16 protein-coding genes and 1 tRNA gene are annotated in these 19815 nt (G+C 69.7%); 10 read left to right on the top strand and 7 right to left on the bottom strand.

Annotated features, from left to right (window positions below):
* Nucleotides 1-487: 487 nt before the first annotated feature.
* The 5 genes from IF28_RS0133365 to IF28_RS0133345 all read left to right on the top strand — a co-directional run bounded on the left by IF28_RS0133365 (nt 488) and on the right by IF28_RS0133345 (nt 6293).
* Entirely contained in the window at nt 488-1723 is a 1236-nt protein-coding gene (locus IF28_RS0133365) for a branched-chain amino acid ABC transporter substrate-binding protein (protein WP_030228457.1), read from the top strand.
* A 112-nt stretch (nt 1724-1835) separates the two neighbouring features.
* Complete coding sequence (locus tag IF28_RS0133360) at nt 1836-2768, top strand: branched-chain amino acid ABC transporter permease (protein WP_030228453.1); 933 nt, start codon at nt 1836-1838, stop codon at nt 2766-2768.
* Nucleotides 2769-2773: 5 nt separating this feature from the next.
* Nucleotides 2774-4600 carry a branched-chain amino acid ABC transporter permease gene (locus IF28_RS0133355; protein WP_030228449.1) on the top strand — a complete coding sequence of 609 codons (1827 nt, stop codon included), beginning with the start codon at nt 2774-2776 and terminating at the stop codon, nt 4598-4600.
* 5 nt (nt 4601-4605) lie between these two features.
* Nucleotides 4606-5580, top strand: a complete 975-nt coding sequence (locus tag IF28_RS0133350) for an ABC transporter ATP-binding protein (protein WP_030228446.1) — start codon at nt 4606-4608, stop codon at nt 5578-5580.
* Nucleotides 5577-6293 (top strand): ABC transporter ATP-binding protein, encoded by a 717-nt coding sequence (locus IF28_RS0133345; protein WP_030228444.1) that lies wholly within the window; start codon nt 5577-5579, stop codon nt 6291-6293. The genes IF28_RS0133350 and IF28_RS0133345 overlap by 4 nt, the downstream gene beginning before the upstream one ends.
* Nucleotides 6294-6361: 68 nt before the next feature.
* On the opposite strand, the gene IF28_RS0133340 is transcribed toward IF28_RS0133345, so the two are convergent.
* Entirely contained in the window at nt 6362-7018 is a 657-nt protein-coding gene (locus IF28_RS0133340; RefSeq protein WP_030228441.1) for an ANTAR domain-containing response regulator, read from the bottom strand.
* A 105-nt stretch (nt 7019-7123) separates the two neighbouring features.
* Between IF28_RS0133340 and IF28_RS0133335 the strand changes: the two genes are divergently transcribed.
* A tRNA-Leu gene (locus tag IF28_RS0133335) sits at nt 7124-7196 on the top strand.
* Nucleotides 7197-7291: 95 nt separating this feature from the next.
* On the opposite strand, the gene pyk is transcribed toward IF28_RS0133335, so the two are convergent.
* Entirely contained in the window at nt 7292-8734 is a 1443-nt protein-coding gene (pyk, locus tag IF28_RS0133330) for a pyruvate kinase (RefSeq protein ID WP_030228438.1), read from the bottom strand.
* 252 nt (nt 8735-8986) lie between these two features.
* Here pyk and IF28_RS0133325 point away from each other — a divergent pair, with 252 nt between their 5' ends.
* The gene (locus tag IF28_RS0133325; protein WP_030228435.1) at nt 8987-10801 is read left to right on the top strand and encodes a bifunctional metallophosphatase/5'-nucleotidase; all 1815 of its coding nucleotides are present in this window, start codon (nt 8987-8989) and stop codon (nt 10799-10801) included.
* Nucleotides 10802-10810: 9 nt separating this feature from the next.
* Here IF28_RS0133325 and IF28_RS0133320 read toward each other — a convergent pair whose 3' ends face one another.
* The 4 genes from IF28_RS0133320 to IF28_RS0133305 form a co-directional block, all read right to left on the bottom strand.
* Nucleotides 10811-12193, bottom strand: a complete 1383-nt coding sequence (locus tag IF28_RS0133320; RefSeq protein ID WP_030228433.1) for a lysine N(6)-hydroxylase/L-ornithine N(5)-oxygenase family protein — start codon at nt 12191-12193, stop codon at nt 10811-10813.
* Between the two features lie 116 nt (nt 12194-12309).
* Nucleotides 12310-14895: an aminopeptidase N gene (gene pepN, locus IF28_RS0133315; RefSeq protein ID WP_030228432.1), complete on the bottom strand. Its 2586-nt coding sequence runs from the start codon at nt 14893-14895 to the stop codon at nt 12310-12312.
* Between the two features lie 49 nt (nt 14896-14944).
* Entirely contained in the window at nt 14945-15487 is a 543-nt protein-coding gene (locus IF28_RS0133310; RefSeq protein ID WP_030228431.1) for a response regulator, read from the bottom strand.
* A gap of 111 nt (nt 15488-15598) precedes the next feature.
* Entirely contained in the window at nt 15599-15964 is a 366-nt protein-coding gene (locus tag IF28_RS0133305) for a chorismate mutase (RefSeq protein ID WP_030228430.1), read from the bottom strand.
* Nucleotides 15965-16024: 60 nt separating this feature from the next.
* On the opposite strand from IF28_RS0133305, the gene IF28_RS0133300 reads away from it, so the two are divergent.
* Nucleotides 16025-16918 (top strand): hypothetical protein, encoded by an 894-nt coding sequence (locus IF28_RS0133300; RefSeq protein WP_030228429.1) that lies wholly within the window; start codon nt 16025-16027, stop codon nt 16916-16918.
* A 103-nt stretch (nt 16919-17021) separates the two neighbouring features.
* Here the strand turns inward: IF28_RS0133300 and IF28_RS0133295 are convergent, their stop codons facing one another.
* Nucleotides 17022-17741: a vWA domain-containing protein gene (locus IF28_RS0133295; protein ID WP_030228427.1), complete on the bottom strand. Its 720-nt coding sequence runs from the start codon at nt 17739-17741 to the stop codon at nt 17022-17024.
* Nucleotides 17742-17885: 144 nt separating this feature from the next.
* On the opposite strand from IF28_RS0133295, the gene IF28_RS0133290 reads away from it, so the two are divergent.
* Together IF28_RS0133290 and IF28_RS0133285 are read left to right on the top strand one after the other, a co-directional pair.
* Nucleotides 17886-18812, top strand: coding sequence for a rhomboid family intramembrane serine protease (locus tag IF28_RS0133290; protein ID WP_030228425.1), 927 nt, complete (start codon nt 17886-17888; stop codon nt 18810-18812).
* Nucleotides 18809-19723: a chitosanase gene (locus tag IF28_RS0133285; RefSeq protein ID WP_030228423.1), complete on the top strand. Its 915-nt coding sequence runs from the start codon at nt 18809-18811 to the stop codon at nt 19721-19723. Before IF28_RS0133290 ends, IF28_RS0133285 begins: the two co-directional genes overlap by 4 nt.
* Nucleotides 19724-19815: the final 92 nt, after the last annotated feature.

Here is a 19815-nt window from a genome sequence, read left to right as displayed (position 1 = left end):
CATACCCCATCCGGAGCCCCCCGTCACCCCTTCCGCGACGGAATGAGAGAAAGCGCCACAAACGCCGGACCCCCTTTCCCGGGCGTAACTCTGCGTAATACGCGCGCAATAAAGCCACCCGCCCCGCCCCGTGCCCCACAGGGGGCGCGACCTCGCCCCGCAAGCCCCGCAAGTCGCCCTCAGCAACGATTTCAGGTAATCACCAAAACCCCTGATACACCTGAACACACTCCGCCCGGTCCTGCGGTTTCTCACCATCCGGACAGGGCAAAACGGCGAGAATTCAGCCGTTCCCCCCACTCAGTACCGCTCTGCAATACGTCGTGTCATAACAAGAGCGTCACAGCCTTGGCCAGACCCTCCTCGACATTCCCCACCCGCGCTTAGAGTCACGGCCAGTCACCGCGCCGCCCGATTCCCACTTCGGCCCAGCGCTCGACTCGGCCGTTTCCACCGGGAAGCGGCTGTCAGGGGAAAGGACTGGATCGTGCGTCAACGTTCGCTCATCGCCATCACCGCCGCGCTGGCGGCGGGAGCACTCACCCTCACCGCCTGCGGTTCTCGCGACGATGACGGCGGCGGCAGCTCGGACTCCGGCAACGGTGGCACCACCGTGGTCATCGGCGTCGACGCGCCGATGACCGGCGACCTCTCCGCGCTCGGCCTCGGCATCAAGAACTCCGTGGACCTCGCTGCGAAGACCGCCAACAAGGAGAAGTACGTCGACGGCGTCACCTTCAAGATCGAGGCGCTCGACGACCAGGGCCAGGCCTCCGTCGGCCAGCAGAACGCCACCAAGCTCGTCGCCAACAAGGACGTCCTCGGTGTCGTCGGCCCGCTGAACTCCTCCGTCGGCGAGTCCATGCAGAAGGTCTTCGACACGGCCAAGCTGGTCGAGGTCTCCCCCGCCAACACCAACCCCGCCCTCACCCAGGGCGTGGACTGGCAGAACTCGAAGACCCGGCCGTACAAGTCGTACTTCCGCACCGCGACCACGGACGCCATCCAGGGCCCGTTCGCCGCGCAGTACGTCTACAACGACGCCAAGAAGAAGAAGGTCTTCGTCATCGACGACAAGAAGACCTACGGCGCCGGTCTCGCCGCCACCTTCACCGAGGAGTTCAAGAAGCTCGGCGGCAAGGTCGTCGGCACCGAGCACATCAACCCCGACAGCAAGGACTTCAACGCCGTCGCCACCAAGGTCAAGCAGTCCGGCGCCGACGTCGTCTACTACGGCGGCGAGTACCCGCAGGCCGGCCCCCTGAGCAAGCAGATCAAGGAAGCCGGCGCCAAGATCCCGCTGGTCGGCGGTGACGGCATCTACAGCGCCGACTTCATCAAGCTGTCCGGCGCGGCCGGCACCGGCGACCTCGCCACCTCCGTCGGCGCGCCCGTCGAGGAGCTCCCCTCCGCCAAGGAATTCGTCGCCAACTACAAGGACGCCGGATACAAGGAGGCCTTCGAGGCCTACGGCGGCTACTCCTACGACTCCGCCTGGGCCATCATCGAGGCCGTCAAGAAGGTCGTCGAGGACAACGACGGCAAGCTCCCCGACGACGCCCGCTCCAAGGTCGTCGACGCCATGCAGAACGTCTCCTTCGACGGAGTGACCGGCAAGGTCTCCTTCGACGAGTTCGGTGACGCCACCAACAAGCAGCTCACCGTGTACACCGTCAAGGACGGCGACTGGGCCACCGTGAAGTCCGGCACCTTCACCGGCTGACCACCGTCCGCACCACTCCCACGAGCCGCGCGGGGCGCTGTTCCACTGGCGTCCCGCGCGGACTCGCATCCGGCCCCATCCGTCGAACGTTCCGAAGCTCGGAGGACATGCGGTGAACGAACTGCCGCAGCAGCTGGTCAACGGCCTGCTACTGGGATCCATGTACGGCCTCGTCGCCATCGGCTACACAATGGTCTATGGCATCGTCCAGCTCATCAACTTCGCCCACGGCGAGATCTTCATGGTCGGCGCCTTCGGCGCCCTGACCGTACATCTGTACATCTTGCCCGACGGCACCTCCATCTGGGTGGCACTTCCCCTGATGCTGCTCGGCGCCGTGATCGTCTCGGTCCTCGTCGCCATCGGAGCGGAACGGTTCGCCTACCGCCCCCTGCGCGGTGCTCCCCGCCTCGCCCCGCTCATCACCGCCATCGGCCTCTCCCTCGCCCTCCAGCAGGCCGTCTGGGCCTTCTACCCCGAGGCCAAGTCCAAGCTGCCCTTCCCGCAGATCGAGGGCGGCCCCTTCACCATCGGCGGCGCCACCATCCAGACCGGCGACATCTTCCTCCTCGTCGCCGCCCCCATCAGCATGGCCGTCCTCGCCTACTTCGTGATGCGCACCCGCACCGGACGCGGTATGCAGGCCACCGCGCAGGACCCGGACACCGCCAAGCTCATGGGTGTCAACACCGACCGCATCATCGTGATCGCGTTCGCCCTCGGCGCCGTCTTCGCCGCCATCGGAGGAGTCGCGAGCGGCCTCAAGTACGGCCAGATCGACTTCAAGATGGGCTTCATCCTCGGCCTCAAGGCCTTCACCGCGGCGGTCCTCGGCGGCATCGGCAACATCTACGGCGCCATGATCGGCGGCGTGGTCCTCGGCGTGGCCGAGACCCTGGCCACCGCCTACATCGCCGACATCCCCGGCCTGGACAAGTTCGGCAGCCAGTCCTGGGCCGACGTCTGGGCCTTCATCCTCCTCATCCTCGTGCTGCTGTTCAGGCCACAGGGCCTGCTCGGCGAACGCGTTGCGGACAGGGCGTGACACCGATGACCACACAGACCACCGCCGCGACCCCCGCGGCCGCCCCCACCGAGAACGCCTCCACCGGCCTCATCGGCATACCCCCGCACATCGGCAGGGCCCTCGCCACCGGCGGCAGCGCCCTCGCCGTCGTCTCCACGTTCCTCGCCTGGACCTGGACCGACGAATTCCCCGGCGACCTCACCTTCTACGGCTACCCCGGCGGACTCCAGGTCCTCGTCCTCGTCGGCGGCGCCCTCGCCACCCTGTTCGCCCTCGCCTCCTACGGCGTCAAGGGACTCGGCTGGCTCACCCCCGCCGGCGCCGACGCGGCCCTCAAGTACGCCGTCCTCGGCACCTTCGTCACCGCCTGGTACACGGTCCTCGCGATCAGCTTCAAGCTCGGCGGCCTCGTCAACCTGGAGCCCGGCGGCTACGTCGTCGCCGCGGCCACCCTGATCGCCCTCCTCGGCGCCCTCGCCCTCCCCTTCGAGCGGCCCGAACCCGACCCGATCGACCCCGACGACACCGGCTGGGAGCTCTTCAGGCACCAGGCCGGCCACCGCTGGGCCATCGTCCGGGCCGCGTTCGCCTCCGGCAGCCCGCGCCCGGTGCGCGCCCTGCCGTCGTACGCCGAGATCCTGATCATCGTCGCCGTCCTGGCACTCGCCCTCGTCGTCTTCACCTACGGCATCGGCACCGAGTACGACGAACTCTTCATCGGTTTCCTCATCACCGCCGGCTTCGCGTTCGCCGCGCTCAACCGCGCCGGACTGGTCGCCCACGCGTCCCAGATCACCGCGCGGCACACCAACATCACCGTCTGCGGCGCCTTCATCGCGGCGGCCTGCTTCCCCTTCACCCAGACCGACGACCAGTACGCCACCCTCGGCGTCTACATCCTCATCTTCGCCACGGTCGCCCTGGGTCTGAACATCGTCGTCGGCCTCGCCGGTCTGCTCGACCTCGGCTACGTCGCCTTCCTCGGCGTCGGCGCCTACGCCGCCGCGCTCGTCTCCGGCTCCCCGAGCTCGCCCTTCGGCGTCCACTTCCCCTTCTGGGCCGCCGTCATCGTCGGAGCCGTCGCCTCCCTCGTCTTCGGTGTCCTCATCGGCGCCCCGACCCTGCGGCTGCGCGGCGACTACCTCGCCATCGTCACCCTCGGCTTCGGTGAGATCTTCCGTATCGCCGCCAACAACACCGACGGCACCTCAGGACCCGACCTCACCAACGGCTCCAACGGCATCGCCTCGATCCCGGACCTGAACATCCTCGGCTTCGACCTCGGGGTCCAGCACGACATCGCCGGCTTCACCATCGGCCGGTTCGCCAACTACTTCTTCCTGATGCTGCTCATCACGGCGGTCGTCGTCCTCGTCTTCCGGCGCAGCGGCGACTCCCGCATCGGCCGGGCCTGGGTCGCCATCCGCGAGGACGAGACGGCGGCCGAGGCCATGGGCATCCACGGCTTCCGGGTCAAGCTCATCGCCTTCGCCGTCGGCGCCACCCTCGCCGGCCTCGCCGGAACCGTGCAGGCACACGTCACCTACACCGTGACGCCCGAGCAGTACCTGTTCGCCGGCACCACCCCGCCCAACTCCGCCTTCCTGCTCGCCGCGGTCGTCCTCGGCGGCATGGGCACCATCGCCGGACCCCTCATCGGGGCCGCGCTGCTCTTCCTGATCCCCAACAAGCTCCAGTTCCTCGGCGACTTCCAGCTCCTCGCCTTCGGACTCGCACTCGTCCTGCTGATGCGCTTCCGGCCCGAGGGCCTCATCCCCAACCGGCGCCGCCAACTGGAGTTCCACGAAGAGGCCGAAGCGCCCACAGTCCTGAGCAAGACAGGGGCCTGACCACCATGACCACCGACACCACCACCAAGGACACCGCACCGGGCGCACCCGCCCCCGGTACCACCGTCCTCGACGCACGCGGCGTCACCATGCGCTTCGGCGGCCTCACCGCCGTCCGCGACGTCGACCTCACCGTCAACAGCGGCGAGATCGTCGGCCTCATCGGCCCCAACGGCGCCGGCAAGACCACCTTCTTCAACTGTCTCACCGGTCTCTACATCCCCACCGAGGGCGAGGTCCGTTACAAGGACAAGGTGCTGCCGCCCAAGTCCTTCAAGGTCACCGCCGCCGGTATCGCCCGGACGTTCCAGAACATCCGGCTCTTCGCCAACATGACCGTCCTCGAGAACGTCCTCGTCGGCCGTCACACCCGCACCAAGGAAGGCTTCTGGTCCGCCATCCTGCGCGGCCCCGGTTTCCACAGGGCCGAGGCGGCCTCCCGCGCACGGGCCATGGAACTCCTGGAGTTCGTCGGTCTCGACGCCAAGGCCGACCACCTCGCGCGCAACCTCCCCTACGGTGAGCAGCGCAAGCTCGAGATCGCCCGCGCCCTCGCCAGCGAGCCGGGCCTGCTGCTCCTCGACGAGCCCACCGCGGGCATGAACCCCCAGGAGACCCGGGCGGCCGAGGAACTCATCTTCGCCATCCGCGACCAGGGCATCGCCGTCCTCGTGATCGAGCACGACATGCGGTTCATCTTCAACCTCTGCGACCGCGTCGCCGTCCTCGTCCAGGGCCAGAAGCTCGTCGAGGGCGACCCCGCCACGGTCCAGGGGGACGAACGCGTCATCGCCGCCTACATCGGCGAACCCATGGAGAACGACCCCGGCGCCGCCGAAGCCGCCGAGGTCGAGGCCGCGGAAGCCGCGGCCGAGGAGAAGGCCGAAGCAGCCGCAGCCGGGACAGGGGCCGGGGCGGACGCGGAGGCAGAGGCGGAAGCCACCACGGACGCCGCGCCCGGCAAGGAGAACGACCGATGACCGCACTCCTCGAAGTCGAGGACCTCAAAGTCGCCTACGGCAAGATCCAGGCCGTCAAGGGCATCTCCTTCAGCGTCGGGGCCGGCGAGGTCGTCACCCTGATCGGCACCAACGGCGCCGGCAAGACCACCACCCTGCGCACGCTCTCCGGGCTCCTCAAGCCCGTCGGCGGCCAGATCAAGTTCAACGGCAAGTCGCTCAAGAAGATCCCCGCCCACAAGATCGTCTCCCTCGGGCTCGCCCACTCCCCCGAGGGGCGGCACATCTTCCCCCGCATGACGATCGAGGACAACCTCCGCCTCGGCGCCTTCCTCCGCAGCGACAAGGCGGGCATCGAGAAGGACATCCAGCGCGCCTACGACCTCTTCCCCATCCTCGGGGAACGCCGCAAGCAGGCCGCCGGAACCCTCTCCGGCGGAGAGCAGCAGATGCTCGCCATGGGCAGGGCGCTGATGTCCCAGCCGCAGCTCCTCATGCTCGACGAACCCTCCATGGGCCTCTCGCCGATCATGATGCAGAAGATCATGGCGACCATCACCGAGCTGAAGTCCCAGGGCACCACCATCCTGCTCGTCGAGCAGAACGCCCAGGCCGCCCTCTCCCTGGCCGACCACGGTCACGTCATGGAAACCGGCAACATCGTCCTCTCCGGCACCGGACGGGACCTGCTCCACGACGAGTCCGTGCGCAAGGCCTACCTCGGCGAGGACTGAGCCGTACGGCACGAGGCCCGCGCCCCCTGCCGAGCGGGGGTGCGGGCCTCGTGCCGTACCGCGGGCTCTCAGCCCTTCGACGCCTTCTTCTCCTCCGCGTCGTCGATGACCGCCTGCGCCACCTGCTGCATCGACATGCGCCGGTCCATCGACGTCTTCTGGATCCACCGGAACGCCGCCGGCTCCGACAGCCCGTACTGCGTCTGCAGCACCGACTTCGCCCGGTCCACCAGCTTGCGCGTCTCCAGCCGCAGGCTCAGATCCGCGACCTCGCGCTCCAGTTCCTTCAGCTCGGTGAACCGCGACACCGCCATCTCGATGGCCGGCACCACGTCGCTCTTGCTGAACGGCTTCACCAGATACGCCATCGCGCCGGCGTCCCGCGCCCGCTCCACCAGATCCCGCTGCGAGAACGCCGTCAGCATCAGCACGGGTGCGATGCTCTCCTCCGCGATCTTCTCCGCCGCGGAGATACCGTCCAGCTTCGGCATCTTCACATCGAGGATGACCAGATCCGGCCGGTGCTCACGCGCCAGCTCCACCGCCTGCTCCCCGTCACCGGCCTCACCGACGACGGAGTACCCCTCCTCCTCCAGCATCTCTTTGAGATCGAGCCGGATCAGCGCCTCGTCCTCGGCGATCACGACACGGGTCGTCATCGGAGGCACGTGCGACTTGTCGTCATCGGGCACGTCTACTGGCTGGGGCGGCTCGGGGGCGCTCACGTGGGCTCCTTGATGCGGGGCAGACCGGTACTGCTGACAAGAGCGTACCCAGCTACGGTAAGGTGGGGGCACGGCGGGTGACCGTCTACCTTCGTTTTGCAGGGCGCCCCGGTAGCCCAGCGGTAGAGGCAATGGTCTCAAACACCATCCAGCGTCGGTTCGAATCCGACCCGGGGTACTTTTCCTTCATATCCAAGGTCACGATTTGCGGGCGGATGTTCACCTTTTCGGTGAACATCCGCTTTTTTCCGCGCGTCGTGCGCGCACTGTCCGTCAGGGCTGCCCGGGGCTGTCGTCCTCGCCGATGTGGTGGACCCGGACCAGGTTCGTGGAGCCGGAGACCCCGGGTGGGGAGCCGGCCGTGATGACGACCGTGTCGCCCTTCTCGCAGCGGGCGTACTTCAGGAGCAGGTCGTCCACCTGCTCGACCATCGCGTCCGTCGAGTCGACATGGGGACCGAGGAAGGTCTCCACGCCCCAGGTGAGACTGAGCTGGGAGCGGGTGGCCGGGTCCGGGGTGAAGGCGAGCAGCGGGATGGGGCTGCGATAGCGGGAGAGACGGCGGGCGGTGTCGCCGGACTGGGTGAAGGCGACCAGGAAGCGGGCACCGAGGAAGTCGCCCATCTCGGCCGCCGCGCGGGCGACCGCGCCGCCCTGGGTGCGGGGCTTGTTGCGTTCGGTGAGCGGCGGCAGGCCCTTGGCGAGGATGTCCTCCTCGGCGGCCTCCACGATGCGGGCCATGGTGCGGACCGTCTCGACGGCGTGTTTGCCGACGCTGGTCTCACCGGAGAGCATGACCGCGTCGGTGCCGTCGATGACGGCGTTGGCGACGTCGGAGGCCTCCGCACGGGTGGGCCGGGCGTTGTCGATCATCGAGTCGAGCATCTGGGTGGCGACGATGACCGGCTTGGCGTTGCGCTTGGCGAGCTTGACGGCGCGCTTCTGGACGATGGGCACCTGTTCGAGGGGCATCTCGACGCCGAGGTCGCCGCGGGCGACCATGATGCCGTCGAAGGCGGCGACGATGTCGTCGATGTTCTCGACGGCCTGGGGCTTCTCCACCTTGGCGATGACGGGGAGGCGGCGGCCCTCCTCGTCCATGATGCGGTGGACGTCCTTGATGTCGCGTCCGCTGCGGACGAAGGAGAGGGCGATGACGTCGAAGCCGGTGCGCAGTGCCCAGCGCAGATCGTCCTCGTCCTTCTTGGAGAGGGCGGGGACGGAGACGGCGACACCGGGGAGGTTGAGGCCCTTGTGGTCGGAGACCATGCCGCCTTCGACGACGGTGGTGCGGACGTGGGGGCCGTCGACGGCGGTGACCTCGAGGGTGACCTTTCCGTCGTCGACGAGGATGCGCTCACCGGTGGTGACGTCGGCGGCGAGGCCGGCGTACGTGGTGCCGCAGCGGGTGCGGTCGCCTTCGGCGCCCTCCTCGACGGTGATGGTGAAGGTGTCGCCGCGTTCAAGGAGTACGGGACCTTCGGTGAAGCGGCCGAGACGGATTTTCGGGCCTTGAAGGTCGGCGAGGAGGCCGACGCTGCGGCCGGTTTCGTCGGCCGCCTTCCGCACCCGTCGGTAGCGCTCCTCGTGCTCGGCGTGCTCGCCGTGACTGAGGTTGAAGCGGGCCACGTCCATTCCGGCGTCGACCAGCGCTTTGATCTGGTCGTACGAGTCGGTGGCAGGGCCCAGTGTGCAGACGATTTTCGCTCGGCGCATGGTTCGACCCTAGGGCTTACCGGCCGGTAGCGACTTGGTGGCGCGTGACGACTCAACGGCCAGTGCATGAAGGGTTGTTGACAAGTGTTGAAGTGTGCACCGGGGTGCTCCGATGAGCATGCGCGCGGCGCACGGTGACTGCCGGTCACCGGATCGCAACCTGTGGGGGCTGTTGCGTGTGGGCGTGTTCAGGTCAGAATCGTCGGGCGAATCTACGCGCGTTGTTCGTCGTTGTCCGAGGAGAGTCCTGACATGCCGTTGAACCGCCGGAAGTTTCTGAAGAGGTCCGCCGTGACGGGGGCGGGGGTGGCGCTGACCGGCACGGTGGCGGCCCCCACGGCCGAGGCGGCGGCGGACGCCGGGGCGGGTCACGGGAGGAAGCCGGTGAAGCGGTACGCGCTGACCGTGATGGGCACGACCGATCTGCACGGTCATGTCTTCAACTGGGACTACTTCAAGGACGCCGAGTACACGGACGCGGCCGGCAACGCGCAGGGTCTGGCCCGGGTGTCGACGCTGGTGGACCGGGTCCGTACGGAGAAGGGCCGGCGCAACACGCTGCTGCTGGACGCGGGCGACACCATCCAGGGCACCCCGCTGACGTACTACTTCGCGAAGGTGGACCCGATCACCGCCGAGGGCGGTCCGGTGCATCCGATGGCGCAGGCGATGAACGCCATCGGGTACGACGCGGTGGCGCTCGGCAACCACGAGTTCAACTACGGCATCGAGACCCTGCGGAAGTTCGAGGAGCAGTGCGACTTCCCCCTGCTGGGCGCGAACGCGCTGGACGCGAAGACGCTGAAGCCGGCCTTCCCGCCGTACTTCGTCAAGACGTTCCAGGTGAAGGGCGCTCCGCCGGTGAAGGTGGCGGTGCTGGGGCTGACGAACCCCGGGATCGCGATCTGGGACAAGGCGTATGTGCAGGGGAAGCTGACGTTCCCGGGGCTTGAGGAGCAGGCGGCGAAGTGGGTGCCGAAGCTGCGGTCGATGGGCGCCGACGTGGTGGTGGTGTCGGCGCACTCGGGCTCGTCGGGGACGTCGTCGTACGGTGACCAGCTGCCGTACGTGGAGAACGCGGCGGCGAACGTGGCGCGGCTGGTGCCGGGGATCGACGCGATCCTGGTCGGGCACGCGCACCAGGAGATCGCGGAGCTGCGGGTCGTCAACGAGGAGACGGGCCGGGAGGTCGTGCTGTCGGAGCCGCTGTGCTACGCCGAGCGGCTGACGCTGTTCGACTTCGAGCTGTCCTTCGAGCGCGGCCGCTGGCGGGTGGAGTCGGTCAGGGCGTCGCTCCGGGACGCGGCGTCGGTGGAGGACGACCCGAGGATCACCCGGTTGCTGCGTGACGAGCACGCCCAGGTGGTGGCGTACGTCAATCAGGTGGTCGGGTCGGCGACCGAGACGCTGACGACGGTGGACGCCCGCTACATGGACGCCCCGATCATCGATCTGATCGGCAAGGTGCAGGAGGACGTCGTCAAGGCGGCCCTCGCCGGTACGGAGTACGCGTCGCTGCCGGTGCTGTCGCAGGCGTCGCCCTTCTCGCGGACGTCCGAGATCCCGGCGGGCGAGGTGACGATCCGGGACCTGTCGGGCCTGTACGTGTACGACAACACGCTGGTGGCGAAGCTGATGACGGGCGCGCAGGTGCGGGCGTACCTGGAGTACTCGGCGGAGTACTTCGTACGGACCGCGGCCGGTGCGGCGGTGGACGTGGAGAAGCTGACGAACGCGGGCGGCCGTCCGGACTACAACTACGACTATGTGTCGGGGGTGCGGTACGACATCGACATCGCGCAGCCGGCCGGGTCGCGGATCAGGAACGTGACGTACGGGGGCGCTCCTCTGGACGACGCCCAGGAGTTCGTGTTCGCGGTGAACAACTACCGCGCGAACGGCGGCGGCGCGTTCCCGCACGTGGCGTCGGCGAAGGAGCTGTGGTCGGAGTCGACGGAGATCCGGACGCGGATCGCGGAGTGGGTGACGGCCAGGGGTGTGCTGGATCCGGTGGACTTCGCGTCGGTGGACTGGAGGCTGACGCGGGACGGTACGCCGGTGTTCTGACCGGGTGACTCAGGTCCCGTCCGCCAGTGGGGTGAGCCGTGCGGCTTGCCGGGCGGGCGGGACCTGTGGTGTGTCCGGGGGCAGTCCGAAGGTGGTGAAGGCGGTGCGGGCGGGCTCCGGGTAGACCGGCCGGCCCGTGAGGTGGTTGAGGATCGCGGCGCTGCGCCAGGCGGCGAGTCCGAGGTCGGGGGTGCCGACGCCGTGGGTGTGGAGTCCGGCGTTCTGGACGTAGACACCGCCGGTGACGGCGGGGCCGAGGTCAAGGCGGAAGTGGGCGTCGACGCGCGGCCGGCCGGCGCGGTCGCGGCGCAGATGGGGGTCGAGGGGCGCCAGGAGGTGGTCCAGGGGGCGCGGGCGGTGGCCGGTGGCGAGGACGACGGCGTCGGTGGTGAGGCGGCTGCGGGTGCCCTGCTGGGTGTGTTCGAGGTGGAGTTCGACGCGGTCGGGACCGAGGCGGGCGGCGGCGCGGATCCGGACGGCGGGGGTGAGGACGGTGTCGGGCCAGTCGCCGTGGAGGGTGCGCCGGTAGAGCTCGTCGTGGATGGCGTCGATGGTGCCGGCGTCGATCGCCTTGTGGAGCTGCCACTGGGCGGGGACGAGGCGGTCGCGGACGGTCTCGGGCAGGGCGTGGAAGTAGCGGGTGTGGTCGGGGGTGAACTGTTCGAGGCCGAGCCGGGAGTACTCCATGGGGGCGAACGCCCGGGTGCGGCCGGTCCAGTGGAGCCGTTCACGGCCGGTGGGGCGGTGGCGGAGCAGGTCGAGGAAGACCTCGGCACCCGACTGTCCGGTGCCGACGACGGTGATGTGGCCTGCGGCGAGCAGCCTGTCGCGGTGGGTGAGGTAGTCGTCGGCGTGGATCACGGGGGCGCCGGGGGTGTCGGTGAGGGGCCGCAGGGGCTCGGGCACCCAGGGTTCGGTGCCGACGCCGAGGACGAGGTGCCGGGCGTGCACCCGGCGGGTCCGCCCTTCCGGGCCCGGCCGGGTGAAGTCCACCTGGAACAGCGCGTGTTCGGGGTCCCAGCGGACGGTGTCGACGCGGTGGCCGAAGTGCAGGGCGGGGAGGCGGTCGGCGACCCAGCGGCAGTAGGCGTCGTACTCGGTGCGGCGGATGTGGAACCGCTCGGCGAAGTAGAAGGGGTAGAGGCGCTCGCGGGCTCTGAGGTGGTTGAGGAAGGTCCAGGGGCTGGTGGGGTCGGCGAGGGTGACGAGGTCGGCGAGGAAGGGGACCTGGACGGTGACGTCGTCGAGGAGCAGGCCGGGGTGCCAGGTGAAGCGGGGGTTCTGGTCGTAGAAGGCGGTGTCCAGTCCGGGGAGGGAATCGGCCAGCGCGGCGAGGGAGAGGTTGAAGGGGCCGATGCCGATGCCGACGAGGTCGTGGGGCGGGGTGTTCATGGGCTGTCCTCCGGAGCGCGGGAGGTTCAGCTTGGCGGGCGCGGCCGGCGCCGGCCGAGAAGTCCGGCGATCACCGCTCGAAGGGGTTACGTCCCCTTCGAGCGGTGTGTGCCGTGTTACGCCTGCTGGACGCGCAGGGCGCGGCGCAGATCGTCGAGCTGGTCGGCGAGTTTGCGGCGCAGGGCCGGGATGGGGTCGGCCTTGCGCAGGCACTTCTCGCCGAGCTTCAGCGTCTCGGCGTCGACGGCGTGGGCGGGGAACGCCCAGCGTCCGGCGGCTTCGGCGATGGCGGGGCCGCGGCGGGCGGCGACCGCCACGGCCGCCTTGTAGTAGCGGGACACGTAGGGGCGTACGAGGTCGGCCTGTTCGGGCTGCCAGAAGCCCTGGGCGGTGGCGGTGAACAGGTAGTTGGACAGGTCGTCGGAGCCGAACATGGCCTCCCAGGCGCGGGCCTTGGCGTCCTCGTCGGGGAGGGCGGCGCGGCAGCGGGCGGCGCCCTCCTGGCCGGTGGCGCTGGGGTCGCGTTCGAGTTCGGCGGCGATGACGCTCTCGTCGGTGGCGCCGAGTACGGCGAGCCGCGCGAGGACGCGCCAGCGCAGTTCGGGGTCGAGTTCGGGTCCGCCGGGGACGGTGCCGTCGGCGAGCCAGGCGGCGATGGTGTCGGGGTGGGCGGCGACCTCGATGAACTGGCGTACGGCGATGAGGCGCAGGCCGGGGTTGTCGCCGTCCTCGGTGCGGCGGATGAGGTCGCGGCACAGGGCGGTGAGGGTGGCGAGGGCGGCGGGCCGCTGTCCGGGGGTGAGGTAGCGGCCGGCGATGTGGACGGAGGCGAAGGCGAGGACGCCCTGGACGAGGGCGAGATCCCTCTCGTGCGGGAGGTGGGTGCGGGCGATGTCGAGGAAGTCGCCGGCGGGCAGGTCGCCGTCGCGGACGGCGTCCCTGAGGGCGTTCCACACCACGGCGCGGGTGAGGGCGTCGGGCAGGCCGGAGAGACGGCCGCGCAGGGTGTCCAGGGAGTCCGCGTCGAAGCGGATCTTGGCGTAGGTGAGGTCGCCGTCGTTGAGGACGACGAGGGCGGGGCGGGTGCCGCCGGGGCTGAAGGAGACGTTCTGGTCGGCGGGGAGGTCGGCCTCGATACGGTCGCGCAGGATGAGCCGGGCGGCGTCGTGGAGGTCGTGGTCGTAGACGCCGATGGCGACGCGGTGCGGCCGCTTGCTGCCGGCGGAGACCATGGTGCCGACGTGCGTCATACCGGGGAGGCTCTTGTCGGGGTCGGGTGCCAGCCAGATCCCGGGGTCCCCGTGGTGCGTGATGTCGAGGTGCCAGTAGACGTTGTCGCCGTGCCTCGGCTCCGGGACGAGGGTGTCGACGCCGGTGGTGCGCAGCCAGGCGTCGGCCCAGGCGTGGACGTCGCGTTCGGTGGCGGAGGCGAGGGAGTCGATGAAGTCGGCGAGGCCCGCGTTGCCGAAGCGGTGTCGCTGGAAGTGGGTGTTGATGCCGGCGAGGAAGTCCTTCTCGCCGAGCCAGACGACGAGCTGGCGCAGCGCGGAGGCGCCCTTGGCGTAGGAGATGCCGTCGAAGTTGAGCAGGGCGGAGGCGGTGTCCTCGACGTCCTTGGGGGCGACGGGATGGGTGGAGGGCCGCTGGTCGGCGTCGTAGCCCCAGGGCTTGCGGGTGACACCGAAGTCGGTCCAGGTGTCGGTGAAGCGTGTCGCCTCGGTGAGGGTCTGGTAGCCCATGTACTCGGCGAAGGACTCGTTGAGCCAGATGTCGTCCCACCAGCGGAGGGTGACGAGGTCGCCGAACCACATGTGGGCCATCTCGTGGGCGATGACCATGGCACGGGTCTGGCGCTCCGTGTCGGTGACGGCGGAGCGGTAGACGAACTCGTCACGGAAGGTGACCAGTCCGGGGTTCTCCATGGCGCCCGCGTTGAACTCGGGCACGAAGGCCTGGTCGTAGGAGTCGAAGGGGTACGGCTCCTCGAACTTCTCGTGGTACCGGTCGAAGCAGGCGCGGGTGATGTCGAGGAGTTCTTCGGTGTCCGTGTCGAGGTGGGGGGCGAGGGAGCGGCGGCAGTGGATGCCGAAGGGCAGTCCGCGGTGCTCGGTGCGTACGGAGTGCCAGGGTCCGGCGGCGACGGCGACGAGGTAGGTGGAGATCAGCGGGGTGGCGGCGGCCCGCCAGACGCCGTCTCCGGTGTGTTCGGTGATGCCGTTGGCGAGGACGGTCCAGTGCCGTGGGGCGGTGACGGTCAGCTCGAAGACGGCCTTGAGGTCGGGCTGGTCGAAGGCGGCGAAGACCCGCTGGACGTCGTCGAGGAACAGCTGGGTGTAGACGTAGGTCTCGCCGTCGGTGGGGTCGGTGAAGCGGTGCATGCCCTCCCCGGTGCGGGAGTAGCGCATGCTCGCGTCGACGCGCAGTTCGTGAGCGCCGGCGGTGAGGTTCTTCAGGGGCAGCCGGTTGCCGTCGAGGGAGTCGGTGTCCAGGGGCTGTCCGTCGAGGGTGACGGAGCGCAGCTCGGCGGGCTTGAGCTCGACGAAGGTGTCCGCGTCCGTACGGGCGCTGAACGTGATCAGGGTGCGGGAGTCGAACGTCTCGTCGCCGGTGGTCAGATCGAGTTCGATCGTGTAGCGGTGGACGTCGAGGAGTCGTGCTCGGTTCTGCGCTTCGTCGCGCGTCAGTACGGACATGCGGGCCATGCTGCCTGATCCGGTCGCCGGGGGGACAGGGGCGGATCGGGTACGCACCCTATGTCCGGTCTCGTTCGAGCTTCCCGGTGTGCGCCCCTGTGGGCTGCGAAGGCGACGTGTGCGCGTGCGGGTGGGGCAGGGCGGGCGGTACGGGGGTGCCGGGGCGTTCGTCGAGGCGGGCGCGCAGGGCGCGGATCTCCCGCTCCAGGGCGAGATGGCGCTGGTGTGCGTCGTAGAGATGACGGATCTTGGTGCGCAGCGCCCAGGGGTCGACCGGTGTGGTGACGAGGTCGGCTACGCCGAGGGCGTAGGCGGCGGCGCCCAGCTGGGGGTCGCGGACGAAGCCGGTGAGCAGGACGACGGGGATGAGCTGGGTCTGTTCCAGGCGGCGCATGTAGCGCACGACGTCGAGTCCGCCGGTGCCGGGGAGGTGGACGTCGAGGAGGAGCAGGCCGACGTTTCCGCGCAGGAGCTGCTTGAGCGCTTCGTCGCCGCTGGTGGCCCGGCCCAGCAGGTGGCCGAGCGGGGCCAGGGCGCTTTCCAGGGCGTAGAGGGTGTCTTCGTGGTCGTCGACGATGAGGATGCGGGCGTTCGGCGGCATGCGGCACGTCCCTCCTCGCAAGGGACCGGAAGGGTGTCCGGGTGCTGACGGATGGTGCTTGTCAGCCGACAAGGAGTGCACAGCGCAGCATGCCCCGCGCGGGCGGCCGTGTCACTCCCCGGGGGAGGAGGTTGTGCCGCGGTTCGCTGAGGGCGTGGCGCCGTCGGCGATGCGCTCGTGGTGGCGGATCACCTCGGCGATGATGAAGCCCAGGAACTTCTCGGCGAAGGCCGGGTCGAGTTTGGCGTTCTCGGCGAGGGCGCGCAGCCGGGTGATCTGGCGGGCCTCGCGGCCCGGGTCGGCGGGCGGCAGCCGGTGTTCGGCCTTGAGCCGGCCGACCTGCTGGGTGCACTTGAAACGTTCGGCCAGCATGTGGACGACGGCGGCGTCGATGTTGTCGATGCTGTCGCGCAGCCGGGCGAGCTCCTCGCGGACCGCGGGGTCGGCGTCACCGGTGGTGGTGTTGCTGGTGGTCATGGGGGTTCAGCCTACGGGCCCGTACAGTGGAACGGGGTTCAGGGCGTCCGGGGGTGAGACGTGGCGAACGGCGGACCGGTCGAGCACGGTTACCCGCATCTGGAGACGGTGCGGGCGGCCGTCACCGCGCTGTACCGGCGCCTGTCGTACGACACGGTCCGCGCGTTCTCGGTGAGTGTGGCGCCGGCCGATGTGGCGTTCTGCGACACGGACGATCTGTATCTGGGGGCGCAGCGGGTGGCGCGTGAGCTGGTGCGGCACTACCGGCTGCCGGACGCGCGGCTGATCGTGGGCTTCCGGGAGATGACGCACGCGGCGAACGTGGAACTGACGGCCGGGCCCGAGTACTTCGTCGAGCTGAACGACCGGTTCCGCACACACCGGCGGGACATCGGGGCGGCGCTGGCGCACGAGGTGGCGCATGTGTATCTGCACCGGCTGGACCTGTCGTTCCCGGGGACGCGGGAGAACGAGATCCTGACGGACACGACGGCGACGTATCTGGGGGCGGGGTGGCTGCTGCTGGACGCGTTCCGGGAGGACGGGGCGTCGTCGCAGAAGCTGGGGTATCTCACGCCGGAGGAGTTCGGGTACGTGCTGGCGAAGCGGTCGCTGGTGTTCGGGGAGGATCCTTCGGTGTGGTTCACCAGTGCGCAGGCCTATACGGCGTACACGAAGGGGCTGGCGGCGGCCCGCGGGGATCTCGAGCGGCCTCCGCTCCTTTCCGCCGGGTGGGTGGGGCGGCGACGGTACGCCCGGGACCGGCGGCATGCACAGGATCACCGTCCGGTGGCTGAGCCGGCGGGGCCCTACGACTTCGGTTCCGCGGAAGACGGTTCCCTGCGGGTTTCGTTCGCCTGTCCTACGTGCCATCAGCGGATCCGGGTGGAGGTTCGCGGGCGCGTGCGGGTGCGGTGCGGGTTGTGCCGCACCGTTTTGGAGTGTGATACGTAGCGTTGTCGGGTGCGGTGCGGGTGCGGGTGCGTGGGGGTTGGTCGCGTCCACGCGGCGGCGCCGCGGACCGGTGCGGCCCCGCGCCCCTTCGGGGCGCTGCCGCCTACCCCACGATTCCTTGTGCTCGTGCTGCCGTGAGCCACTGGGGGAACTCGCCCACCAGGCGGTCGTAGAGATCCGCGTCCGAGACCTCGGACGGGTTCTCGCCCGCGTGGAAGAAGCCCGCGTTGTCCACGACCCGCTTCGCGGGGACCGCCAGGTCGTCGAGTCTGCGCAGGTAGTCGAACTGCTTGCTGTCCGGGTCCCCGAAGCCGACGAACTGCCAGAAGAGGGGGAGGCGGGCCGCCTTGCAGAGGTACTTCTCCGCGGCGAGTCTGCTGACCGGGCCGCCGTCGGTCTGGAAGATCACCAGGGCCGGGGCCGTGGAGCCGCTGTCGAGGTAGTGGTCGATGACCGCGTCCATCGCCAGGTGGTAGCTGGTCCTGCCCATGTGGCCGAGGCCGGACACGATGCGTTCGATCCGGCCCCGGTGGCCGGCGAGGGCGATGTCGGTGACGGCGTCGACGTCGGTGGAGAAGAAGACGACCGGGACGGTGCCGTCGTCGTCGAGATGCGCGGACAGGCCCAGCACGCGGTCGGCGAGCGCCTGCACGCTGCCGTCGTCGTAGTACGGCCTCATCGAGCCGGAGTAGTCGACCACCAGGTAGACGGCGGCGCGCAGACCGTCCAGGCCGTGCTTGGTGAGTGAGACTCCGGCGGTCTTGTAGAGGCTGACCAGCGCGGGCGCGGTCTCCTCGATCTTGCGCAGGCTTATCGCGGCCACTCGACTCCCCCTGGGTCACCGGAACTGGCCCCGAGGGTACGGCACGGCACCCCGGCACTCGCCCGGCTCCCCCGTGTTCGATATTTTGTTCGCCGCCGTCCCCACCGGCTCATTTCCGTCCCGACCGTCCCGAGGAGCCGGCCCGTGGATTCCGAGTCCACCGTGACCACCTGCTACCGCCATCCCAAGGTGGAGTGCCATGTCCGCTGCACCCGCTGCGAGCGGTACATCTGCCCGGACTGCATGCGCGAGGCGGCCGTGGGCCACCAGTGCCCGGACTGTGTGAAGGAGGGCGCGCGGTCCGTCCGGCAGGCGCGCACCCTGGTGGGCGGCCGGGTGTCGCGGGTGCCGGTCGTGACGTACGTACTGATCGTCGTCAATGTGCTGGTGTATCTGGCGGAGGTGGCGAAGCCGGAGATCGTGGACCGGTTCGCGATGGTGGGCGCGGGACTGCTCGGGCCGGGCGGCGAGCACTATCTGTGGGTCGACCCGTACCCGGGGGGCTTCAGTCCGGAGGGGCTGGTGGGCGGGGAGTGGTACCGGCTGCTGACCGGCGCGTTCCTGCATCTGCCGCCCACCGAGGGCACGTTCGGGATCGCCCACATCGTGATGAACATGCTGGCGCTGTGGAATCTGGGCCGGCTGGTCGAGCCGATGCTGGGCCGGGTGCACTACCTCGCCCTGTATCTGCTGTCGGCGCTGGGCGGCTCGGTGCTGGTGCTGGTGATCGCGCCCGAGGACGCGGTGGTCGGCGCGTCCGGCGCGATCTTCGGGGTGGGGGCCGCGTACTACGTGATGGCCCGGCGGGTCGGGGCCGACATGAGCCAGGTCAACCGGTTCATGGCGGGGCTGCTGCTGTGGCTGGTGATCTCCGCGGTCGTCACGTCCTGGGAGGGGCACCTCGGCGGGCTGCTGGCGGGCGGCGCGGTGGCGCTGGCGTTCGCGTACGCGCCGCGGGACGGGCGGCGGACGCTGGTGCAGGTGGGCGCGTGTGTGTTGCTGGTGGTGGTGCTGGGGGTGGCCGCCGTGGTCAAGGTGTCCGAGCTGACGGGCGGGGGGATCCCCCGGTGAAGCGTGCCGGTGTGCTGCTGATCGCGGCCGTTCCCGTGATCGCGACGGGGTTCTACCTGGTCCTGCCGTCGGGCTCGGCCGACGCGCCGCCGGCGCCCACCGCGGCCGCTGCGCAGTCGGCGCGGGAGGACGCCAAGGACCGGGCGGAGGAGAAGCGGGAGGAGGAGCGGGCGGAGGACGACGCGGTCGTCGCCGATCTGCCGGCGGGTCTCGCCGCGCCCGCGAAGAAGGAGCTGGCGCAGCGGCTGGTGGCGAGCGCCGAGCACTCCACCACCGACTGGCGCACCACGTACGGCGCCATCGAGGACGAGGGCGACGGCTGCGGGTACACGGCGGGCATCATCGGCTTCTGCACCGGCACCCACGATCTGCTCATGCTGGTCGAGGCCTACACCGAGGAGCACCCGGACAACGGCCTGGCGTCCTATCTGCCCGCCCTGCGGGAGGTCGACGGCTCGGACTCCCACGAGGGGCTCGATCCCGGCTTCACGGCCGCCTGGGAGGCGGAGGGAGAGGTTCCGGCGTTCCGCGCGGCGCAGGAGGCGGAGCGCGACCGCCTCTACTTCGAGCCGGCCGTACGGCTCGCCAAGCTGGACGGTCTGGGGACGCTCGGCCAGTTCGTGTACTTCGACGCGATGGTCTTCCACGGCCCCGACACGGACGCGGACGGTTTCTACGCGCTGCGGGAGCACACGCTGAGGCAGGCGAAGACACCGGCGGCGGGCGGTTTCGAGGAGGAGTATCTGGACGCCTTCCTGGACATCCGCCGCGAGGCCATGCTGACCCGGTACCCGGACCGCGACACCGCCCGCGTCGACACGGCCCAGCGCCGGTTCCTGGAGGCCGGGAACCTGGGCCTGGACACCCCGCTGGTGTGGGAGATGTACGGGGACCACTACCGGCTGCCCTGAACATGCGGAGGCGCCTGCCCAGTCGTCCGGTCGGGGACTGGCGGGCAGGCGCCACCTGTGTGTTCCGTACGCCTTTGTACGGGACGTCTGGT

This window comes from Streptomyces sp. NRRL WC-3626 (assembly GCF_000718785.1).
GTDB lineage: Bacteria > Actinomycetota > Actinomycetes > Streptomycetales > Streptomycetaceae > Streptomyces > Streptomyces edwardsiae.
Note: the sequence above shows the minus strand (reverse complement) of the source record. Positions and strands in the feature narration are given on the sequence as shown.